Genomic DNA, 15,568 nt, shown 5'->3' with positions numbered 1-15,568 from the left:
GTGGTTATTCTGATTAAAAAACAGTCATTCTTTCATTTTCACCTTTTTAAAATAAATTAGAGTAGCTCGTAATCTGTGATGATCGGTTTTATATGTGGGCGCTCCCCTTCTGTTTTGATATAGATCCTGGAAAAAATCATGTTTAAAATCTCTTTTTGCTCTTTCCTGGATAGGTGATACCAGATTTCTTTTAAATTCTTGAGTGCATCGATGATTTCGTCTTTACTTACATCAGTTTCATTGGGGACCGTGTTGAATGCTTCTAACTCTTCCATCAATGCTTCTTCTTTTTCCTTTTCCTCGTTCATTCTTTCTTTCAGCTCTTCCAAACTAATCGCATCGTTTGCAAATGCTTCTTGCCATTTGCGGCGGCGTTTTTTTATTCGTTGCAGTTCTGCTTCAATCTGTTTTAGACGAAACTTGTTGTCAGTCTCTTCTTTTTCTGATTCCAGGGCCACTTTACTTTCTTCAATAATCAGATTGATTTTGTTTAGTAGTTCATCTACAAGTCGTTCTTCAAGAACAGTTGAAGCCTGGCAAATTCCCCTGGCGGTTCCATTACATCGATAGTAATATGTAACTCCGCTTTTGTTTTCCTGGCGTGCTCCTGAGTATGGAGACCCGCATCTGTTACAGAAGAGTATTGTGGAAAACGGATAATCGCTTGTATGAGCTTTTTTTCTTCCGCCGTGTCGCTTTTTTAGGATCTCTTGAACCTCATTGTATTCTTCTTCACTGATCAAAGCCGGGTGGTTACTGTCGATGGTCTCTTTTTCCCCGTAGCCGTTCCGGTTGACTAGATAACGGATTTTCCCGGTGTATGTAGGATTTCTGAGCAAATATGCCACTTTACTACCGGTCCAGTTGCCGCCTTTTGGGGAGTCGATCCCCTGTTTGTTGAGTATTTTCGCGATCTTATTTATGCCCATCTTTTTTGCACTGTTGAAGATCCATCTAACGATTTGCGCTTTCTCCTGGTCAATCACCATCTTTCCATCTTCGTCTATCCGATAACCAAACGCTGGCCCCCCTATCCTCTTGCCTTCTAAAAACTTCCGCTCCAAGCCCATTTTCACTCGTTCTGATAAGTTTTCCCTTTCCCATTGGGCCATAGCTCCAACGATTGAAATAAATAGTCTCCCCATCGCTGTTGTAGTGTCAAAAACTTCTGTAACTGACTTAAACATGATGTTGTGTTCATCAAAGATGTTCAGAAGTTGATGAAGATCGAGTACAGAACGGACCAGGCGATCCAAACGATAGACGACCAGGACATCAAACTTTTTAGATTTTACGTCTTGTATAAGCCGTTGCATAGATGGTCTATTCAAGTCTTTTGCAGAGTATCCGTCATCTTTATAAACTTCACCAAGTTCCCATCCTTGGGACTTGATAAAGTCGGTGCATCGTTGCTGTTGAGCGGCCAGGCTAAAACCTTCTGCTGCTTGCTCGGCTGTCGATACCCTGATATAGATGGAAGCTTTCATATGATCCCCTCCTCCCCACAGTCTACGCCTTCAATATTAATGTATTTTCGAAGTTGTTTCACGACTAAATTCAGTGTTTATGTTCAATTCTTGTATATATATCAAGGTATGTATTGCAGTAATTTTAGTGTTGACTTTGAAGAAAAAAAGGGGTTATAATATTACCGCGGAATATACCTCAGTACATACTATAATAATCAGGAGGATGATCATATGTTAGTTGCTGCTGATGTTGGTCGTTCGCAAAGTCGTTTCATCGGTAAAGTAAATGAAAATAAAGTATTTGAAGCCTTCCCGAGTCTTTTAAGACCGTACTTCAAAACTGAATGGGATGTTCTTCAAACAGAAAAGGATACGGTGATCGAGTATGAAGGCGAATCTTTCTACATCGGTGAGATTGTAGAATATGTAAAGGAAACCGGGGACAGCGGCCGGGTGTTTGACCCCAAAAAGACAGGGAAAAACACACTCCTATTTACGCTCTTAGGTTTGTATCGACTCGGAGCACATGAATATGACCCTGTAGATCTCGTCATCGGCACACCTCTTAATAGGTACAACGAGGACAAAGATGGATTGAAAAAGCTCTTGACCAATCGGCATCACATCAAAGTGACCACAGGAAATGGAACGGATCACCGGGTGATTGATATTAAAAAATGCATTGTTACCGTTGAAGGTGCAGGGATCTTCTACAGTAACGTAACGGATGATCTGGTTAGGGTTATTGATTTAGGAGCTGTCACTTTGAACGCGCTCACCTTCCGAAACAAACGGTTCATCCCCACGGAATCTTACACCTTCAACTGGGGATGGGATACATTGAAGCCGGAAAACCGTACACATAAATATGTCGCCGCTCTTATCCATGACTCACTGGCCACGAAATGGGCGAAAGATGATAAAGTAATGGTAGGTGGCGGACAAGCTAAGGGACTAGCCCCTGCAATCCAGGAATATTTCCCGAATGCTTATTCCGTCCCTGATCCCCGAAACGCAAACGTTGAGGGATATTTCAGGATCGGAAAGGTGATTAAGTGGTGAGTAAAAAAAAACTGGTCATCCAGGTGACTTTCAGCCCTGATGATCAAAAAGAAATGGAGATGTATGAGTATTTAAAGGGGGTGGGAAATGCAAGCGGGCATATCAAGAGGCTGATTTACCTTGATATGGTGTTAGGAAAATTAAGTGGCGGAACCATTGAGGTTAAACCGAATGAAGAAACAACTGTAAAAGAAATGAAAGAAGAAGATTTAGGATTTAGTGCAGATGATTTAGGCGGTATCTGCGGATAAGTTAAATGGCCCACTGGCGGACGGCAACCCTCACCAGTGGGCCAAACTCCAAAATATAGGAAAGGAGTTGTTTCCATTGTATCAAAGGGAAACTGATTTTGAAATATGGAAACCGATCCGGGGATATGAAGGCCTGTACTCGATCTCCAATCTGGGGAGAGTAAAACGGGAAAAACGAGTCATTGTTAATCGCCGCGGGACCCGACAGGTGATGAACGAGAGGATCTTAAAGCCGTATCACAGGAAAGGGAAGGGGCTTGAAGTCACTCTCTGCAAAGACGATCACAAAAGAACGTTTCTCGTCCATGTTTTGCAAAGAGAGCATTTTGAAACCTCCTTTCACGACTAATCCAACGTACTTTCACGACTACTTTCACGACTTTCATGATGTAACGAGAGATCAACATATTTGCCTCTCTCCTCTCACGACTTTTGCCTATAAATTGGCTTTTCCCTGGGATTAACCAATGGCGATGTCGTGAAGGGGAGGGGGTTTGTTATGGGAGGAGAGAGAAAATGTTTTTCAAGATTCAAACAAGAAGAAGGATGTACGGGATCTATTGTGAATTTGATGATAATTACTACTCAATGGAGATAAGCATAATGCCTAAGAAATTATGGCGATTGTCTAAAAGGATTATTGTGACTGATCATCTAAGTATTGAAACAGACCCAAAAAGTAAGGCAGTAGAACTCATTCAAAAGTATGAAAAGGCCGAAGACTACGAAGATGAGCTGGAATCAAAAACATTTCAAATCGATGGGGATCAGATCCAGGAGGTAAAAGAAAAGAGAAAAGTTAAAGTACACCATTGGGATGGTGGGGTGGAAGAGATTTTAATTTAAAAGGGAGCATGCAGCTCCCCTTTTTTATTCATTTTGGATGTAATAAGAGACATTAATTATAAATTGGGGTATAATGAGTATAGCTAGCGAATTGACTGTCTAATACATCGGCGCCACTATCTCCCGAAACCATGACCTCTGCGGTCGTGTGGAAATCCATTTTTGGATAGGGAATAGGGCGCTGATTTATTCTGCGGAAAGACCCAATATGAAAATCGGGATCGATATGTGCACGTGAATGTGTCACAAGCTAAAAATATGGAATATTATATGGAAAAGGACTTTTGACGAATTGACAACGCATCAGGATATTTATATGTTTGAAATATAAGCAGCATTAAACACCTGAATAATATCCTGTTTATTGATATAACCTAATCAAAAGTCCTCTGTTTTATGTGAGGTGTTTTTATGGCTAACATTCGGGATGTAGCCAAATATTTTTTGACGAAGGTTGATCGTACCGAGGACACAATAACTCATTTGAAACTCCAAAAATTATGCTACTACGCACAAGCTTGGCACTTAGCAATTAAAGATAAGCCGTTGTTTAATTCAGTGTTCCAGGCCTGGGCAAACGGCCCGGTTTCTCCTGAATTGTGGCAAGAATATAAACATCATGGTTTTGAACCTATTGATTACCCAGAAAACTTTGACCCATCGGTGTTGGCTAAGGAGGAAAGGGAATTTCTTAATGATATTTGGGATGCATACGGTTGCTATACTGCCAAGTATCTGTCCGACTTGACTCATCAAGAAGATCCCTGGATCAAAGCCAGGGGCAATGCGCGCCCAGGCGAAAAATGCACCCGGATAATTAGTGATGAGAGCATGAAGGAATATTATAAAGAGATGCTGGAGGACTAATGGGGAAGAAGAAAATTAAACCAAAGCGCAGAAAGAAGATTGCTGGTAAAAGTGTTTTAATCCCACAGCCCGAACAGGGGAGTACAGACGGCGACTCCCCTGTCTTTTCGTTTAAATACTGTGATAATAATAAATTTGTACTGTGGGATCTGTCTAAACCAGAACTAATGAGACTGATGGACTTTTTCAAACAAGCTGAACGCTTAACCTGGGGAGAAATCATAAAGCAGAGAAAGCGTGGGTTGAGGTATGATTCACGGAGCACAAATGAAATCAAGTACAAATTACCAGATGATTTATCTGAAGATTTAACCTTGATTCATTTGGCGATGTCAGGGAGAGGAAGAGTTTGGGGTTTTAGAGACGGAAGAATTTTTCATGTAATCTGGTTTGATAAAGATCATAAAGTTGATAAAATGTCATGATACATAAAGGGAATTATTAAAATATGGAGAATTGGAAATATAAAACCCAAGGAGCTATTTAATAATGGCTCCTTTTTTGTGTTTATGATTTGGTTCCAGGATTAAAATAAAGAAAATTTTAACTTTTCTGGTTTAATCTTGTAGCGTGCGTGGTAGATGTCTTATGCTAATGAAATGACTTGGCCCAGGCATTTGTTGACCCAGCTATACTTTTATGTGATATAATTAGTAACCCGAACAATAGTTCCCTGAACGGACACAAACTATACAATACATTCCGAATAATAAATTATAGGCATATAGTCTTAAGACTCTTAGAGGGGGGGCTAGATATGGCTATAAAATATCAAAACCACTGCCGCTTCCCCAAAACCGACAGTGGTCAGGATTTAGAAATGTATTTGATGGAAATTTGCGAGTCTTTAAGCATAGAATTCACCATGGATTGTAGGCGATTAGTTAATTTGTTAAATAAAAAAGGATACATAGATGATATAGAGTATGCATCTATGCTAAGAGTTTTATACTTTTAATCAGTTTTTTTTCCTCTGCGCTTTTAGTCTCATCGTCTTTTTTTTCCTCACTAACTTTCCTACCCTCTTTAACGCGATCACGAATGATAGCAAAAAACTCTGTGAGAATTTCACGCTGTTCCGGTGTCAGCTCTTGGCCACCCCAGGTGGCTCTTTTATTTTTAAGCGCTTCTTTTATGTCTATACTATCTTCTTTCTCTTTCTTCTCCAGGCCTAATAAATAATCTGTAGTTACTCCATAAAATTCAGCCAACTTTTTCAGCGTTTCATAATCAGGATTTCTACGCCCAATTTCATATTGACCATACGTTCCCCTGTTAATTCCGATGATTTTGGCTAAATCTTCCTGGGAATATTTTCTTTTCTTTCGTAACTCCTTTAATCTATCGCCTAAATTCATGATATCCCCTCCTTGTTTTTAGGTACGGTCTTTTTAATTATAAGTTGCAATGCGCCACATGTAAATATTTTGTGGCGTACTGCTTCATTTTTTCGGAAAATAACTATTGACATGTGGCGTTTAGCAACATTATAATAAAACCAACGGATGAGGCGGAACGCCACAAATGGAAAGGAGGAATAAAATGAAACGAACATGGTTGAAAAAAATCCGTATGGATCGGGGAATGACACAGCAAGAATTATCGAGAAAAGCCAAAATAAATCGTTCTTTCTACACTCAAATAGAAAATGGGAAAAGAAATCCAAGTCCTTATACAGCCCAAAGAATTGCTGATGTCTTAAAGACAGATTGGACTTATTTTTATACTTTCGATTGTGGCGTATCGCAACTAAATAAGGAGGAGAAAAGTGATGAAACCGGTAGAAAAAATCATCGTTCCGCCTGAAAAAGTCCAAAAAATTGTTCCTATCATTATCAAGGCACTAAAGCGGATCAAAGCAGAGGAAGCGAACAAGGAGGTTGGTTGATGTGGCAGATCGCCATTGAAAGGAGGTGAAACAATGGAAAAACACCACAGATACATTGGTGAAGCGGTTGAGGTGACTGATGATGGCCGATTATTACTGAAATTCAAGATCATGCAGGACGGGATCTGGTATGGAACGCTAAATCCTATAGGCGCGGAGAAATGGGGAAAGTTTCGAGGATTGAAAATGCCCGCCGAATCAACGACGGGCACTACACAAAAAAACACCTAAAAAAATTATAACACAAGCGAGGAGTGATGAGAATGGAAAACCATTTGCAAGTGATTGAAAACGAACAGGAACCGAAAGTGATCGAATATGTCCCATCTGTGGCACAAAGTGTGGATCTTGCATCGCAAAACCTCAAACAAATGTATGCGCTCGCCAAAAAAGTAATGCGTCACGGTATCGACTACGACACGATTCCCGGCACTCCTAAGCCGTCTTTGCTCAAACCTGGAGCTGAACGTCTCCTGCAATTTTTCGGATTGGGCCATGAGGTTGAATGTGTGAACAAGGTTGAGGATTGGGAGAAAGGGTTTTTCTTCTACCACTACCGGGTGAAAATTACTCATCCAAATCATCCGGGATTCGTAGTAGCCGAATGCGAAGGGTCCGCAAATAGCAAGGAAAAGAAATATCGGAATCAGGACCCCTTCACAATCGTTAACACACTCCAAAAGATGGCCATCAAGCGGGCTCTTGTGGGAGCTACTCTCCAGGCAACCGGGGCCAGCGGGCTCTTCACTCAGGATGTAGAGGATATGGATTTGCAGCAACCAGCAGCACAGCCGATCCGGCAAACGCGATATCAACAATCAAGCCAGGTAATCAGCGATAAACCAGCAAGCCAAAAACAGATCAACGCCATCTGCGCGATCGCATCAAGCAAAGGGATGACTGATGAAGAGCGTGACAAAGTGGTGAAAGAACTAACCGGCAAGGATAGCAAGAAAGACCTTACTTCAGCAGAAGCAAGCCGGGTGATTGAGTACTTGCAAGGAGGTGGGAACTGATGGATATGGACACTTTGTATCAACAGATGGAACAAGCACTTTTGCTTCATGATCTGGAATGGGCATATAGCATTTTGCAAGCCATGAAGGAATTAAAGGAAGAACAAAACGGGGCTGCATAAGCCCGATCAAAAGGGGAGGAGAAAAAATGGCAAAAGGGTTCTATTTCGAATGTGATTTTTGCGGTGAGATTGTAAAAACGGATATGTCTGCATCTCTAGACACTGAATCTTGGGATGTGGATTTGCCTGAGGGATGGTTAACAATGCAGACACCATATTACAATGGCGGGTCCTATTACACAGACATGATAAGAAAACATTATTGCTCAATAGATTGCGCCGAATCAGCACTGACTGAATGTAGAAAAAAAATCGAGATAAGAAAAAAAGAATGGGAAGCAATGGTTATCGAAGATGAGGATGCATTTTGAACAAAACGGGGCTGCAAGCTCAGCCCCGAAGAAAGGAGCAAACAAAATGGTCAATTATACTTTTTATTCTACAAAACCGGCTGGGAAAATCCAAGTTGGTGATCTTTTGAAAACTGAGAAGGGGAAACAGACGAAAATCACAGACTTGTACCGTCATCAGGGAGAAACGGTGTTTGTTACCGATCGCTTTGGTCTTGTCTTCGAAAACGAAATTGAAGTGAAAGGAAAGATGCAACATGTTTAAAGCCTACTGCAAACATCCGGTGTTCGGAGAAGCCCCCCCAGTCGCTTTAGAAACCGTGGAGGAGGTTTTACGGTACACACAACTCCAACGTCATTTTTCACCTGAAATCACCGTGGTTGATGAGATGGATGTTACCGTCGTTGAAGTGAAGAATCACAAATACGTATTCCCGGAAGAATGGCAGGTTCTAAACAAATAAACATCGGGGCTTAGCAGCCCCGATTCAAAACAAATTTTAGGAGGGAAACCTTTTGGATGCCAGGATACCAGGGGGAGCAATCATTATTGCAAGGCGGATTATAGATAGTGAGATTATGAAAAAACCACCACTCTATATGAAAGTATGGATCTATTTGTTAGCGAGAGCACAGCACAAGGATTACAAACAACTTAAACGCGGGCAATTGATCACCTCTATTCCTGAAATCAGGGAAGCATGCAGTTGGTATGTAGGAGCACGAAAAGTAAAGCCGACTGAAAGGGAAGTGAGATCAGTTCTTGATTGGATGAGGGGTAAAAGCAAAACTGTTTCATCTGTTTCACGAAATCCCAATGAACAGTCTTCGAGCGTCTCGCCGAACGTCGCGATGATTAGCAGTTCGAAAGTCACACATGGATTGCTCATAACTATTGAAAATTACAGCGTTTATCAATCCTTGGACAATTACGAACGTCGGACGGAAACGAAAGACGAACGTCAAGGCGAAAAGTCTTCGAACGTCGCCGGAGCGACGGAATATAAACAAGAATGTAATAAGAATGAGAATAAATATAATCCTCGTAAACGCGCAAAACGCATTTACGACGACGACAGCCCTTATATGAAAATGGCAATCTACTTCAAAGACAGGGTCCTTTCTTGGAAGCCTAATGCAAAAGTGCCCAATGATCTGAACAAATGGGCTGATGATTTCAGAAAGCTTCATGAGCTTGATAAGCGCACCAAACAAGAAATCAAGGATGTCATTGATTGGGCTACTTCTGACAGCTTTTGGCAGGCTAATATCCTTTCCCCTGGCAAGCTGAGGAAACAATTTGACACCTTGCAAGCTCAGATGAGCCGGAAAGTTATAAAGATGCCAGAAAAACCGATGTCTTACTGGGAAGAAAAGCAAAGGCGGGAGGAAGAACTTGAACGGAAACGCTTGGCTGAACGGGACAAGCAAATGAAAGTACAAAGGTTTATTGAGGTGACGGGTCTCCATCCTATGAAGCACAAGGATTTACTTAGGGATTACTTAGAAGGACGTGTTACCTTGTCTGAACTGAAAAAAAGAAGATGGGGGAGCTAATCAATGAGTATGGAAGCGGAAAAAAGCGTCATCGGTTCAGTTTTGATGGATTCGATGGTCATTGACAAAGTCCACTGGTTGGAGCCAAGAGATTTTAAGGACCCGGCTCACTCGCTTATCTGGTCCGCAATAAAGCACATGTACAAAAAAGACCAAAAAATAGACCTGGTCACGCTGACAACGCAGCTTGATGAATATAAAAGACTGAACGAGATCGGCGGTGTTCTTTATTTACGCGAGTTGTTAAACACGGTAATCACAACGGCCAACGTGGAATATCACGCGAACATCGTTCGGCGAAACGCAATCAAACGCCGTGCGACAGATATCGGTCATCAAATAGCAGCCTTGTCCGAGAAGCCGTATGACGATTTAGAACAGATGTTTCAAGAAGTGGAAAGGCTAGCCGGGTCCATTCGCCCAGAGAGCCAAACGGATCTTATCCATTTAGAAAATGCAGAAGACGAGTACTTTGATTATCTGGATCAGGAAGATGATTTCATCAAGACAGGATTCAAGAATTTTGATGAATGGATTGGTGGTCTTGGGCGCGGTTGGCTTTATGTCTTGGCTGCTCGGCCATCGGTTGGTAAAACTGCCAAGATGCTTCAGATGTTGAGGGGAATTGCTTCCCAAGGCAAGGGTCAATGCCTAGTCTGGTCACAGGAGATGAAGAGGACCGCGTTAATTAATCGGATGATGGCGTCCCTGACCGGGATTCATATGAATACATTTCGCTTAAAAAAGCTGACACCCCATGAAAAGAAAATTGCTCGTGAGGTTTACAGAAAGGAGATCGCTCCTTTGCCGATCCGAATCGCAGACAGCAAAAACGTAACAATTGAGGAAATTGCAGCCACAGCACGTCAGGCAAAGAGAGAAAATGGCCAAATTGCTGCGATCTTTGTTGATTATCTTGGGATCATGAATATCCCCCAGCCGCCGGGGATGAGCCGTCAACAGGCAATTGGGCAGGTTACACAAGCGGCCAAGCGTTTGGCGATGGAACTGGATTGTGTTTTTGTCCTCTTGGCACAAATGAACCGTGAAGGGAAAAAAGCAATTGAACCTTCGCTGGAACACCTTCGCGAATCGGGAGACATTGAACAGGACGCTGATGTTGTGGAGTTCCTTTGGGAGGACCCAGAAGACACAGATCCGGGACCCGATGCATTAGGAGCAAAAGTCATCCAATCCATCATTGCCAAAGGGCGTGACGTTGGAGTAAATCGTTTCCGTTACGGATTTTTTGGCGCTTACCAGCATTTTGTTGATCTTCCGAAGCTTGATGAGGAGTGAACAACATGGAAATTGAAAAAGAGTATTTCGCTCTTTTGGAGCGGATCGTTAAAGGCGCTGAATACCTAGAAAATCCTTTGATAAAACCTGAAGACTATGCAAAAGGGATGAGACTTTATAACGAGCTTTGCAAAAGAGTACTTGAGTATAGGGGGATGACATCATGAGCGTAAACCGCTGGATGATTTATGACTGGATGAAATATCGCTACATGAAAACTGGAGTTAAACCGACACGCGATGAGGTTTTAAACCAGTTTCAAGGCGCGGATTTTGAGGAGATTGCTGAAGGGATCGCAGAGTTTAACCTTGTGGTGGATCGATTGCCGGGAGGGATGGAAAATGGAAGCAGTACGGAAAGTACAGCCAGTTAAAAGGCTTAAAGAGTCCCGTTTAAATAGGGTGATAGCGTGTGAAAATGCTCCGATCAATTGGGTTTGGGATGAAAAAGACGAATTGGAATTTATCCATATGTGGGATGCGGGGCTGTCACTGCAAGACATTGCAAGAGCTTGGCCGGATCGGAACCCGGATGACATCATTCCCCTTTGGTTGGGCTTGATGTATCACGAGGACCCGAAAAAGCGGTTGAAGGATCGACTAGGCGGAATCTGGGGAAGGAGGCGGAGAGGATGAGATCCCGATTAGAGCAAGTTGAACGATTTGAGATCTGGTACCAGGGCGAAAAAATCGGTGAAGCGGAGGACTTGTTGAAGACCGAGAAGCTGATTGAAGAACTGGAGGCAAAACTGAAAATCCATGCGGATCAGATGGTGGTTAAAGTCATTTACCAAGAAGGAGGTGGCTTGGAATGAAGGTTAGATCGCCGTTGATCTGGTTCGGTGGGAAGGAAAAAGTAGCCAAATATATCATATCCAAGATGCCGGAGCACAAAACGTACTGTGAGCCGTTCGGCGGAGCTGCTCATGTGATTGCTCAAAAATATCGGTCGGACTTTGAAATTTACAACGATATAGATGGTGAGATTGTCAATTTCTTGATGGTAGTCAGAGAACAGCCTTATGAACTGGCCAGAGCTTGCGACTCACTCCCCTACTCACGTCAACTATATGAAGAGTGGAGAGATAGCGAGTGGCCAGAGGACAAGTTTGAACGAGCGGTCCGGTTCTTCTACCTGAATCGGTCGGGAATCGCTAAAGGAAATGGGCCAGCTTCAGGAAGAACCGGTTGGCGGCATCATCATTCGGCAAATACGGCGCAGGCCTATAGAAAAGCGATTGATCTGTTCGAATCATTTGCCAATCGTATGCGATATGTGCAGATCGATTGCAACGATTTTCGAAAAGTCATCCTAGAAAACGACACGCCAGAAACGTTGTTCTATGTAGATCCTCCCTATTTCGGGAGAGAAAAGTATTATGCTGGCGGGTTTACGGAACAAGATCACCGGGATCTGGCCAAGATCCTGAACAGCGTGAAAGGAAAAGTTATTTTGTCATATTATGATCACCCCTTACTTGCAGAGCTTTATCCAGGATGGCATATCGAAAGCTACACAGCCATGAAGCAAATGGTCAACAACGGGAGCCAAAAAGCGCAGGAACTGTTACTCATGAACTACTACAACAGCTTGCAATTATCACTTTTTGATTGAGGTGAGGTGAACAACATGAGCCTACCACCAGGATTTGAGCAGATCGATCTGTTCGCATCGATGGCAACTGATCCGGAGCCAAAGCCAAAACCGAAGCGCAGGCCCAGGCGGAAGCGAAAAGGCGTTGTCTACCGTTGCCCACGGTGCGGGAAGGCGCTAGAAGTTGATATCCCGGCTGTAGTCGTCATTTGTGGATGCGGCCGGAGGATGGAAAGGGAGGAAGAGAAATGAAAGCATTAATTTGTGATCAATGCAAAAGCATTATTAGTTTCAATTCGGGCTTGACAGTTTCTCGTGATCTTCAAGTAGTTGGCGAACCCGACGAATGGCACTTCTGCTCCTGGAACTGTTTAGGACAACTAGCTATGGAGAAAGGAGAAAAGAAAAAATGAGGTTTACTGTTCCAGGGCATCCGGTCCCGGCGGTCAGAATGACTCAACGTGGGAAGTTTATCAAAAAGCAGGCAGGCAGGTATCTGGCATACAAAAACCAAGTCGGATGGGCAGCCAAAGCAGCCGGAGTGAAACAGATGACCGGGGATGTTGAAGTAATTGGAACTGCCTATATCTACGGGCGATCTGGCGATATTGATAATTTGGCTAAGGCTTGGCTGGATGGTTTGAATGGAATCGCTTGGATAGATGACAGACAGGTGAAGCGATTAATTGTTGAAAAACGGAAGGTAACAACTAAAGAAGCAGAGCGGGCAGAAATAGAGATCCGGGAGGCGAAAACAAATGAGATTTGATGGGGACTTGGTATTTGTCTACACAGAAAGCAGATCAGAAATGGAACAAATCAAAAACGCGGGCTACAAAACAATTCGAAAAGGCAACGGGTGGTTCTGTGAAATAGATATCTCTTTTTTGCGGGGAAGGAGTGGGGAGCATGGGGAGATACAGAACTGAAGAGTATACAACCAAAGAACTTGCGTACATATGCAAGTTCTATGAATATGATGGACCATCCCGTTTAGGTATGGCCTTAAATAGATCGTCAAAATCGTTATCGGAAATAGTACGAGCTCTAAAGAAGAGTGGTGAATATGAGTTTTATAAAAAGCTTTGGGATAGGTTGTGTGAAAAAGGTGCATGAACAAAAAGAGCAGCCCAAAAGAACGGGCTGCACTATAGTTAAGCCAATAATCATTATAACACAGATACCGGGGGGAAGCAGGATGGGAGCAGCTAAGAAGATCAGAGACGGGGTATTCAAACATGTTGAAGCTGAACTGTACAGCTACTGGGATTCGATCAAAGAATTGAAACGATTGAGAGAAGAGATCATATATTCCACACCATTTGTAGAAGGAGATGGAGGGAAATCAAATCTTCCAGGTGATCCAACTGGCCGGAAGGCAACAGCTCTTTTGATGCACCGGAGGATCCAACAGCTAGAGCAGATCACCAAAGCAATCCGTATAGTATACGACCAGCTCCCTCCTGAAAAGCAAAGACTGGTCCAAATGAAATATTGGACGAGTCCTCAAATATTCACTTGGGAGGGGATCGCTCAAAGAATTCCCATCAGCAAAAGACAGGCATTAAGATGGCGGGATGAGATTGTACATGAGATAGCGGAGAGTTTGGGATGGCGTTAGATGGCACTTTCATGTCACTTTTGAGGGTATAAAACGATGTAATATGATAGTACCTAATAAAAGGTTAATACAATTTGGATCAGCCTGAATCGATTCCATTCCAAAACTCCTCCCCAAATTTGTAAGTCATCTGCAAAGGGGAAAGCGGCCATAAGAGCCGCTTTTTTATATCGCTAATAACCGGGAGTAACTAAAAAATATGGAGGTGTGTCCCCTCTCTTCTCTCTCTATATGTAGTTCTCCCGGTTTTTTTATAAAGAAAAAGCCGCCTTGTTGGGCGGGGTTATTGCTTTTGGCGTTCTAGGTTTTCTTTAGCTTCTTCAGCTGATCTCTTAGAGGCTTTGGCTTGCGAAAACGCAAAAACTGCAGAGATTAAGGCGACAGATGCACTTAAGATAGATATGAAAACATATTGGTTCATAACAATCGCCTCCTTTAATAATAATTTCGTATGTTGCCTTGCGATTCCTCTTAGATTAAGTAACAAAAAGACCGCCTCAGAGGGCGGTGTTATAACGATGATCCAAGGGAAGCTGGCTAAATAAAGAAAAAACCGTTCATTTGATACTGAGATAGGAGGTATATTATGCAGAACCATCAACACTCTATGCCTCCTTAGATCTGAGAGCCTGTTATACTGAGTTTGTTTTGATTTCAAGAGGAAATGAAATAACGAGTGTTAGCCTTCTGACGAAGGGCTTTTTTCTTTTTTAGTCGAATTCGATAGTGCAAGCTCTGAATTATTCATCAAAATTTTTCCATTTTATATATTGCATAACGATGCATCGTGAAATATAATATATAATGCAGTACACATTTTAAAAGTGGGGTTCTGATAATGGATAAAGAAATCATGAAAGGATCAATTGATATTCTTATTCTTTCTCTTTTAACCAGAAAGAACATGTATGGATATGAACTCGCCAAAAGTATCAAAAAGGAAAGTGACGATTTATACGATATGGGGGAAGGTACTCTTTATCCTGCATTAAAACGTTTAGAATCAAAGGGTTACTTGAAGTCTTACTGGGAAGTAGCAAAAACAGGGAAAAGAAGAAAGTATTATGCAATTACTGAAGATGGAGAAAAAATTCTCAAAAAGAAACTGGAAAATTGGAAGAGCCTAAACAGACTCGTTTTGAAAGTATCTCGGGAGGCATTTTCATGAGTCGCTTTCAATCCTATATTGACCAAATGATAAAAGATATCGATTGTAGCGAAAAAATGAAAAGAGAATTATCAGAAGAACTTGAATTTCATTTGGAAATGCTTTTACAGGAATACCTTGATCAGGGATACTCTATGGAGGCGGCAATGGAATGTGCCATTGCCGATTTTGGTAATCCGCAAGCGATCGGCAAAGAACTAAAGAAAACCATGGTTGGAGGGATGATTATGAAAAAACTGGCTTTATTATTGGGAATCGGCCTTTTGATTTTTGGATTATTATGTGTTTTCAAGTTTATTGATTTGCTTACTACTCCTGTTCATGTAGGAATTGACATCGATTTTTATGGATTAGAGATCGAGAAGGGGGTTCCCGAAGCCGAAATATATTTTTATGCACTGAAATTTTTGGGTATTGGGATTGTATCCTTAATTGTCTGTGGATTTTTATTTAAAACAGGATTCAACAAAAAAAATAAGAACACATCATCGTAATGAAATAAATAGATAAATATTTTAT

The 15,568-nt window shown here is 42.0% G+C and carries 28 protein-coding genes; 25 read left to right on the top strand and 3 right to left on the bottom strand.

The annotated features are described in order from the left end of the window. Nucleotides 1-56 precede the first annotated feature (56 nt). Complete coding sequence (locus H1R82_RS10615; protein WP_181732287.1) at nucleotides 57-1,487, bottom strand: recombinase family protein; 1,431 nt, start codon at nucleotides 1,485-1,487, stop codon at nucleotides 57-59. Nucleotides 1,488-1,700: 213 nt separating this feature from the next. On the opposite strand from H1R82_RS10615, the gene H1R82_RS10610 reads away from it, so the two are divergent. The 6 genes from H1R82_RS10610 (at nucleotide 1,701) to H1R82_RS10585 (ending at nucleotide 4,920) form a co-directional block, all read left to right on the top strand. Beyond that, entirely contained in the window at nucleotides 1,701-2,531 is an 831-nt protein-coding gene (locus H1R82_RS10610; protein ID WP_138615171.1) for a ParM/StbA family protein, read from the top strand. Further along, nucleotides 2,528-2,782: a hypothetical protein gene (locus H1R82_RS10605; protein WP_181732288.1), complete on the top strand. Its 255-nt coding sequence runs from the start codon at nucleotides 2,528-2,530 to the stop codon at nucleotides 2,780-2,782. The genes H1R82_RS10610 and H1R82_RS10605 overlap by 4 nt, the downstream gene beginning before the upstream one ends. 67 nt (nucleotides 2,783-2,849) lie before the next feature. Continuing rightward, nucleotides 2,850-3,131, top strand: coding sequence for an NUMOD4 domain-containing protein (locus tag H1R82_RS14925; protein ID WP_374189128.1), 282 nt, complete (start codon nucleotides 2,850-2,852; stop codon nucleotides 3,129-3,131). 167 nt (nucleotides 3,132-3,298) lie between these two features. After that, the gene (locus H1R82_RS10595) at nucleotides 3,299-3,628 is read left to right on the top strand and encodes a hypothetical protein (RefSeq protein ID WP_181732290.1); all 330 of its coding nucleotides are present in this window, start codon (nucleotides 3,299-3,301) and stop codon (nucleotides 3,626-3,628) included. 411 nt (nucleotides 3,629-4,039) lie between these two features. Then, nucleotides 4,040-4,495: a Panacea domain-containing protein gene (locus H1R82_RS10590; RefSeq protein ID WP_181732291.1), complete on the top strand. Its 456-nt coding sequence runs from the start codon at nucleotides 4,040-4,042 to the stop codon at nucleotides 4,493-4,495. After that, nucleotides 4,495-4,920 carry an MAG6450 family protein gene (locus H1R82_RS10585; protein WP_181732292.1) on the top strand — a complete coding sequence of 142 codons (426 nt, stop codon included), beginning with the start codon at nucleotides 4,495-4,497 and terminating at the stop codon, nucleotides 4,918-4,920. The genes H1R82_RS10590 and H1R82_RS10585 overlap by 1 nt, the downstream gene beginning before the upstream one ends. Nucleotides 4,921-5,427: 507 nt before the next feature. Here the strand turns inward: H1R82_RS10585 and H1R82_RS10580 are convergent. Continuing rightward, a complete protein-coding gene (locus H1R82_RS10580) occupies nucleotides 5,428-5,853 on the bottom strand; it encodes a helix-turn-helix domain-containing protein (protein WP_181732293.1) in 426 nt (141 codons plus the stop codon). 184 nt (nucleotides 5,854-6,037) lie between these two features. On the opposite strand from H1R82_RS10580, the gene H1R82_RS10575 reads away from it, so the two are divergent. From H1R82_RS10575 to H1R82_RS10500, 17 genes are all read left to right on the top strand, one after another. Next, nucleotides 6,038-6,301 carry a helix-turn-helix transcriptional regulator gene (locus H1R82_RS10575; protein WP_232333989.1) on the top strand — a complete coding sequence of 88 codons (264 nt, stop codon included), beginning with the start codon at nucleotides 6,038-6,040 and terminating at the stop codon, nucleotides 6,299-6,301. A 115-nt stretch (nucleotides 6,302-6,416) separates the two neighbouring features. Next, nucleotides 6,417-6,614 carry a hypothetical protein gene (locus H1R82_RS10570; protein ID WP_181732295.1) on the top strand — a complete coding sequence of 66 codons (198 nt, stop codon included), beginning with the start codon at nucleotides 6,417-6,419 and terminating at the stop codon, nucleotides 6,612-6,614. A 32-nt stretch (nucleotides 6,615-6,646) separates the two neighbouring features. Beyond that, nucleotides 6,647-7,399: a hypothetical protein gene (locus H1R82_RS10565; RefSeq protein WP_181732296.1), complete on the top strand. Its 753-nt coding sequence runs from the start codon at nucleotides 6,647-6,649 to the stop codon at nucleotides 7,397-7,399. After that, nucleotides 7,399-7,521 (top strand): hypothetical protein, encoded by a 123-nt coding sequence (locus H1R82_RS14695; protein WP_255516953.1) that lies wholly within the window; start codon nucleotides 7,399-7,401, stop codon nucleotides 7,519-7,521. Before H1R82_RS10565 ends, H1R82_RS14695 begins: the two co-directional genes overlap by 1 nt. A 26-nt stretch (nucleotides 7,522-7,547) precedes the next feature. Then, nucleotides 7,548-7,832 carry a hypothetical protein gene (locus tag H1R82_RS10560; RefSeq protein ID WP_181732297.1) on the top strand — a complete coding sequence of 95 codons (285 nt, stop codon included), beginning with the start codon at nucleotides 7,548-7,550 and terminating at the stop codon, nucleotides 7,830-7,832. A gap of 46 nt (nucleotides 7,833-7,878) precedes the next feature. Then, a complete protein-coding gene (locus H1R82_RS10555; RefSeq protein WP_181732298.1) occupies nucleotides 7,879-8,076 on the top strand; it encodes a hypothetical protein in 198 nt (65 codons plus the stop codon). Next, entirely contained in the window at nucleotides 8,069-8,275 is a 207-nt protein-coding gene (locus H1R82_RS10550) for a hypothetical protein (RefSeq protein WP_181732299.1), read from the top strand. Before H1R82_RS10555 ends, H1R82_RS10550 begins: the two co-directional genes overlap by 8 nt. A gap of 52 nt (nucleotides 8,276-8,327) precedes the next feature. Further along, complete coding sequence (locus H1R82_RS10545) at nucleotides 8,328-9,368, top strand: phage replication protein O (RefSeq protein ID WP_181732300.1); 1,041 nt, start codon at nucleotides 8,328-8,330, stop codon at nucleotides 9,366-9,368. Between the two features lie 3 nt (nucleotides 9,369-9,371). Next, on the top strand, nucleotides 9,372-10,667 hold the full coding sequence (locus H1R82_RS10540; RefSeq protein WP_181732301.1) for a replicative DNA helicase: 1,296 nt from the start codon (nucleotides 9,372-9,374) through the stop codon (nucleotides 10,665-10,667). A 5-nt stretch (nucleotides 10,668-10,672) separates the two neighbouring features. After that, entirely contained in the window at nucleotides 10,673-10,834 is a 162-nt protein-coding gene (locus H1R82_RS10535; protein ID WP_181732302.1) for a hypothetical protein, read from the top strand. Continuing rightward, nucleotides 10,831-11,040 carry a hypothetical protein gene (locus H1R82_RS10530; protein WP_181732303.1) on the top strand — a complete coding sequence of 70 codons (210 nt, stop codon included), beginning with the start codon at nucleotides 10,831-10,833 and terminating at the stop codon, nucleotides 11,038-11,040. Before H1R82_RS10535 ends, H1R82_RS10530 begins: the two co-directional genes overlap by 4 nt. Beyond that, nucleotides 11,009-11,302 (top strand): hypothetical protein, encoded by a 294-nt coding sequence (locus H1R82_RS10525; RefSeq protein ID WP_181732304.1) that lies wholly within the window; start codon nucleotides 11,009-11,011, stop codon nucleotides 11,300-11,302. Before H1R82_RS10530 ends, H1R82_RS10525 begins: the two co-directional genes overlap by 32 nt. Then, nucleotides 11,299-11,481, top strand: coding sequence for a hypothetical protein (locus H1R82_RS10520; RefSeq protein ID WP_181732305.1), 183 nt, complete (start codon nucleotides 11,299-11,301; stop codon nucleotides 11,479-11,481). The genes H1R82_RS10525 and H1R82_RS10520 overlap by 4 nt, the downstream gene beginning before the upstream one ends. Further along, nucleotides 11,478-12,281, top strand: coding sequence for a DNA adenine methylase (locus H1R82_RS10515; RefSeq protein ID WP_181732306.1), 804 nt, complete (start codon nucleotides 11,478-11,480; stop codon nucleotides 12,279-12,281). Before H1R82_RS10520 ends, H1R82_RS10515 begins: the two co-directional genes overlap by 4 nt. A gap of 227 nt (nucleotides 12,282-12,508) precedes the next feature. Further along, nucleotides 12,509-12,673: a hypothetical protein gene (locus H1R82_RS10510; protein ID WP_181732307.1), complete on the top strand. Its 165-nt coding sequence runs from the start codon at nucleotides 12,509-12,511 to the stop codon at nucleotides 12,671-12,673. Continuing rightward, nucleotides 12,670-13,029, top strand: a complete 360-nt coding sequence (locus tag H1R82_RS10505; protein WP_181732308.1) for a RusA family crossover junction endodeoxyribonuclease — start codon at nucleotides 12,670-12,672, stop codon at nucleotides 13,027-13,029. Before H1R82_RS10510 ends, H1R82_RS10505 begins: the two co-directional genes overlap by 4 nt. A gap of 297 nt (nucleotides 13,030-13,326) precedes the next feature. Then, on the top strand, nucleotides 13,327-13,881 hold the full coding sequence (locus tag H1R82_RS10500; RefSeq protein ID WP_232333988.1) for a DUF722 domain-containing protein: 555 nt from the start codon (nucleotides 13,327-13,329) through the stop codon (nucleotides 13,879-13,881). A gap of 283 nt (nucleotides 13,882-14,164) precedes the next feature. Here H1R82_RS10500 and H1R82_RS10495 read toward each other — a convergent pair whose 3' ends face one another. Then, complete coding sequence (locus H1R82_RS10495) at nucleotides 14,165-14,485, bottom strand: hypothetical protein (protein WP_138615162.1); 321 nt, start codon at nucleotides 14,483-14,485, stop codon at nucleotides 14,165-14,167. A 234-nt stretch (nucleotides 14,486-14,719) separates the two neighbouring features. Here H1R82_RS10495 and H1R82_RS10490 point away from each other — a divergent pair, with 234 nt between their 5' ends. Then, on the top strand, nucleotides 14,720-15,049 hold the full coding sequence (locus tag H1R82_RS10490; RefSeq protein ID WP_181732309.1) for a PadR family transcriptional regulator: 330 nt from the start codon (nucleotides 14,720-14,722) through the stop codon (nucleotides 15,047-15,049). Further along, a complete protein-coding gene (locus H1R82_RS10485; RefSeq protein WP_138615160.1) occupies nucleotides 15,046-15,543 on the top strand; it encodes a permease prefix domain 1-containing protein in 498 nt (165 codons plus the stop codon). Before H1R82_RS10490 ends, H1R82_RS10485 begins: the two co-directional genes overlap by 4 nt. Nucleotides 15,544-15,568 lie beyond the last annotated feature (25 nt).

Source organism: Thermoactinomyces intermedius, assembly GCF_013912365.1.
Classification (GTDB): Bacteria; Bacillota; Bacilli; order Thermoactinomycetales; family Thermoactinomycetaceae; genus Thermoactinomyces; species Thermoactinomyces intermedius.
Note: the sequence above shows the minus strand (reverse complement) of the source record. Positions and strands in the feature narration are given on the sequence as shown.

Coding starts and splice junctions, on each gene's coding strand:
- H1R82_RS10615 (WP_181732287.1), bottom strand. CDS start 1,487: ATGAAAGCTTCCATCTATATCAGGGTATCGACAGCCGAGCAAGCAGCA.
- H1R82_RS10610 (WP_138615171.1), top strand. CDS start 1,701: ATGTTAGTTGCTGCTGATGTTGGTCGTTCGCAAAGTCGTTTCATCGGT.
- H1R82_RS10595 (WP_181732290.1), top strand. CDS start 3,299: ATGTTTTTCAAGATTCAAACAAGAAGAAGGATGTACGGGATCTATTGT.
- H1R82_RS10590 (WP_181732291.1), top strand. CDS start 4,040: ATGGCTAACATTCGGGATGTAGCCAAATATTTTTTGACGAAGGTTGAT.
- H1R82_RS10585 (WP_181732292.1), top strand. CDS start 4,495: ATGGGGAAGAAGAAAATTAAACCAAAGCGCAGAAAGAAGATTGCTGGT.
- H1R82_RS10580 (WP_181732293.1), bottom strand. CDS start 5,853: ATGAATTTAGGCGATAGATTAAAGGAGTTACGAAAGAAAAGAAAATAT.
- H1R82_RS10575 (WP_232333989.1), top strand. CDS start 6,038: ATGAAACGAACATGGTTGAAAAAAATCCGTATGGATCGGGGAATGACA.
- H1R82_RS10570 (WP_181732295.1), top strand. CDS start 6,417: ATGGAAAAACACCACAGATACATTGGTGAAGCGGTTGAGGTGACTGAT.
- H1R82_RS10565 (WP_181732296.1), top strand. CDS start 6,647: ATGGAAAACCATTTGCAAGTGATTGAAAACGAACAGGAACCGAAAGTG.
- H1R82_RS14695 (WP_255516953.1), top strand. CDS start 7,399: ATGGATATGGACACTTTGTATCAACAGATGGAACAAGCACTTTTGCTT.
- H1R82_RS10560 (WP_181732297.1), top strand. CDS start 7,548: ATGGCAAAAGGGTTCTATTTCGAATGTGATTTTTGCGGTGAGATTGTA.
- H1R82_RS10555 (WP_181732298.1), top strand. CDS start 7,879: ATGGTCAATTATACTTTTTATTCTACAAAACCGGCTGGGAAAATCCAA.
- H1R82_RS10550 (WP_181732299.1), top strand. CDS start 8,069: ATGTTTAAAGCCTACTGCAAACATCCGGTGTTCGGAGAAGCCCCCCCA.
- H1R82_RS10540 (WP_181732301.1), top strand. CDS start 9,372: ATGAGTATGGAAGCGGAAAAAAGCGTCATCGGTTCAGTTTTGATGGAT.
- H1R82_RS10535 (WP_181732302.1), top strand. CDS start 10,673: ATGGAAATTGAAAAAGAGTATTTCGCTCTTTTGGAGCGGATCGTTAAA.
- H1R82_RS10530 (WP_181732303.1), top strand. CDS start 10,831: ATGAGCGTAAACCGCTGGATGATTTATGACTGGATGAAATATCGCTAC.
- H1R82_RS10525 (WP_181732304.1), top strand. CDS start 11,009: ATGGAAGCAGTACGGAAAGTACAGCCAGTTAAAAGGCTTAAAGAGTCC.
- H1R82_RS10520 (WP_181732305.1), top strand. CDS start 11,299: ATGAGATCCCGATTAGAGCAAGTTGAACGATTTGAGATCTGGTACCAG.
- H1R82_RS10515 (WP_181732306.1), top strand. CDS start 11,478: ATGAAGGTTAGATCGCCGTTGATCTGGTTCGGTGGGAAGGAAAAAGTA.
- H1R82_RS10510 (WP_181732307.1), top strand. CDS start 12,509: ATGAAAGCATTAATTTGTGATCAATGCAAAAGCATTATTAGTTTCAAT.
- H1R82_RS10505 (WP_181732308.1), top strand. CDS start 12,670: ATGAGGTTTACTGTTCCAGGGCATCCGGTCCCGGCGGTCAGAATGACT.
- H1R82_RS10500 (WP_232333988.1), top strand. CDS start 13,327: ATGAGTTTTATAAAAAGCTTTGGGATAGGTTGTGTGAAAAAGGTGCAT.
- H1R82_RS10490 (WP_181732309.1), top strand. CDS start 14,720: ATGGATAAAGAAATCATGAAAGGATCAATTGATATTCTTATTCTTTCT.
- H1R82_RS10485 (WP_138615160.1), top strand. CDS start 15,046: ATGAGTCGCTTTCAATCCTATATTGACCAAATGATAAAAGATATCGAT.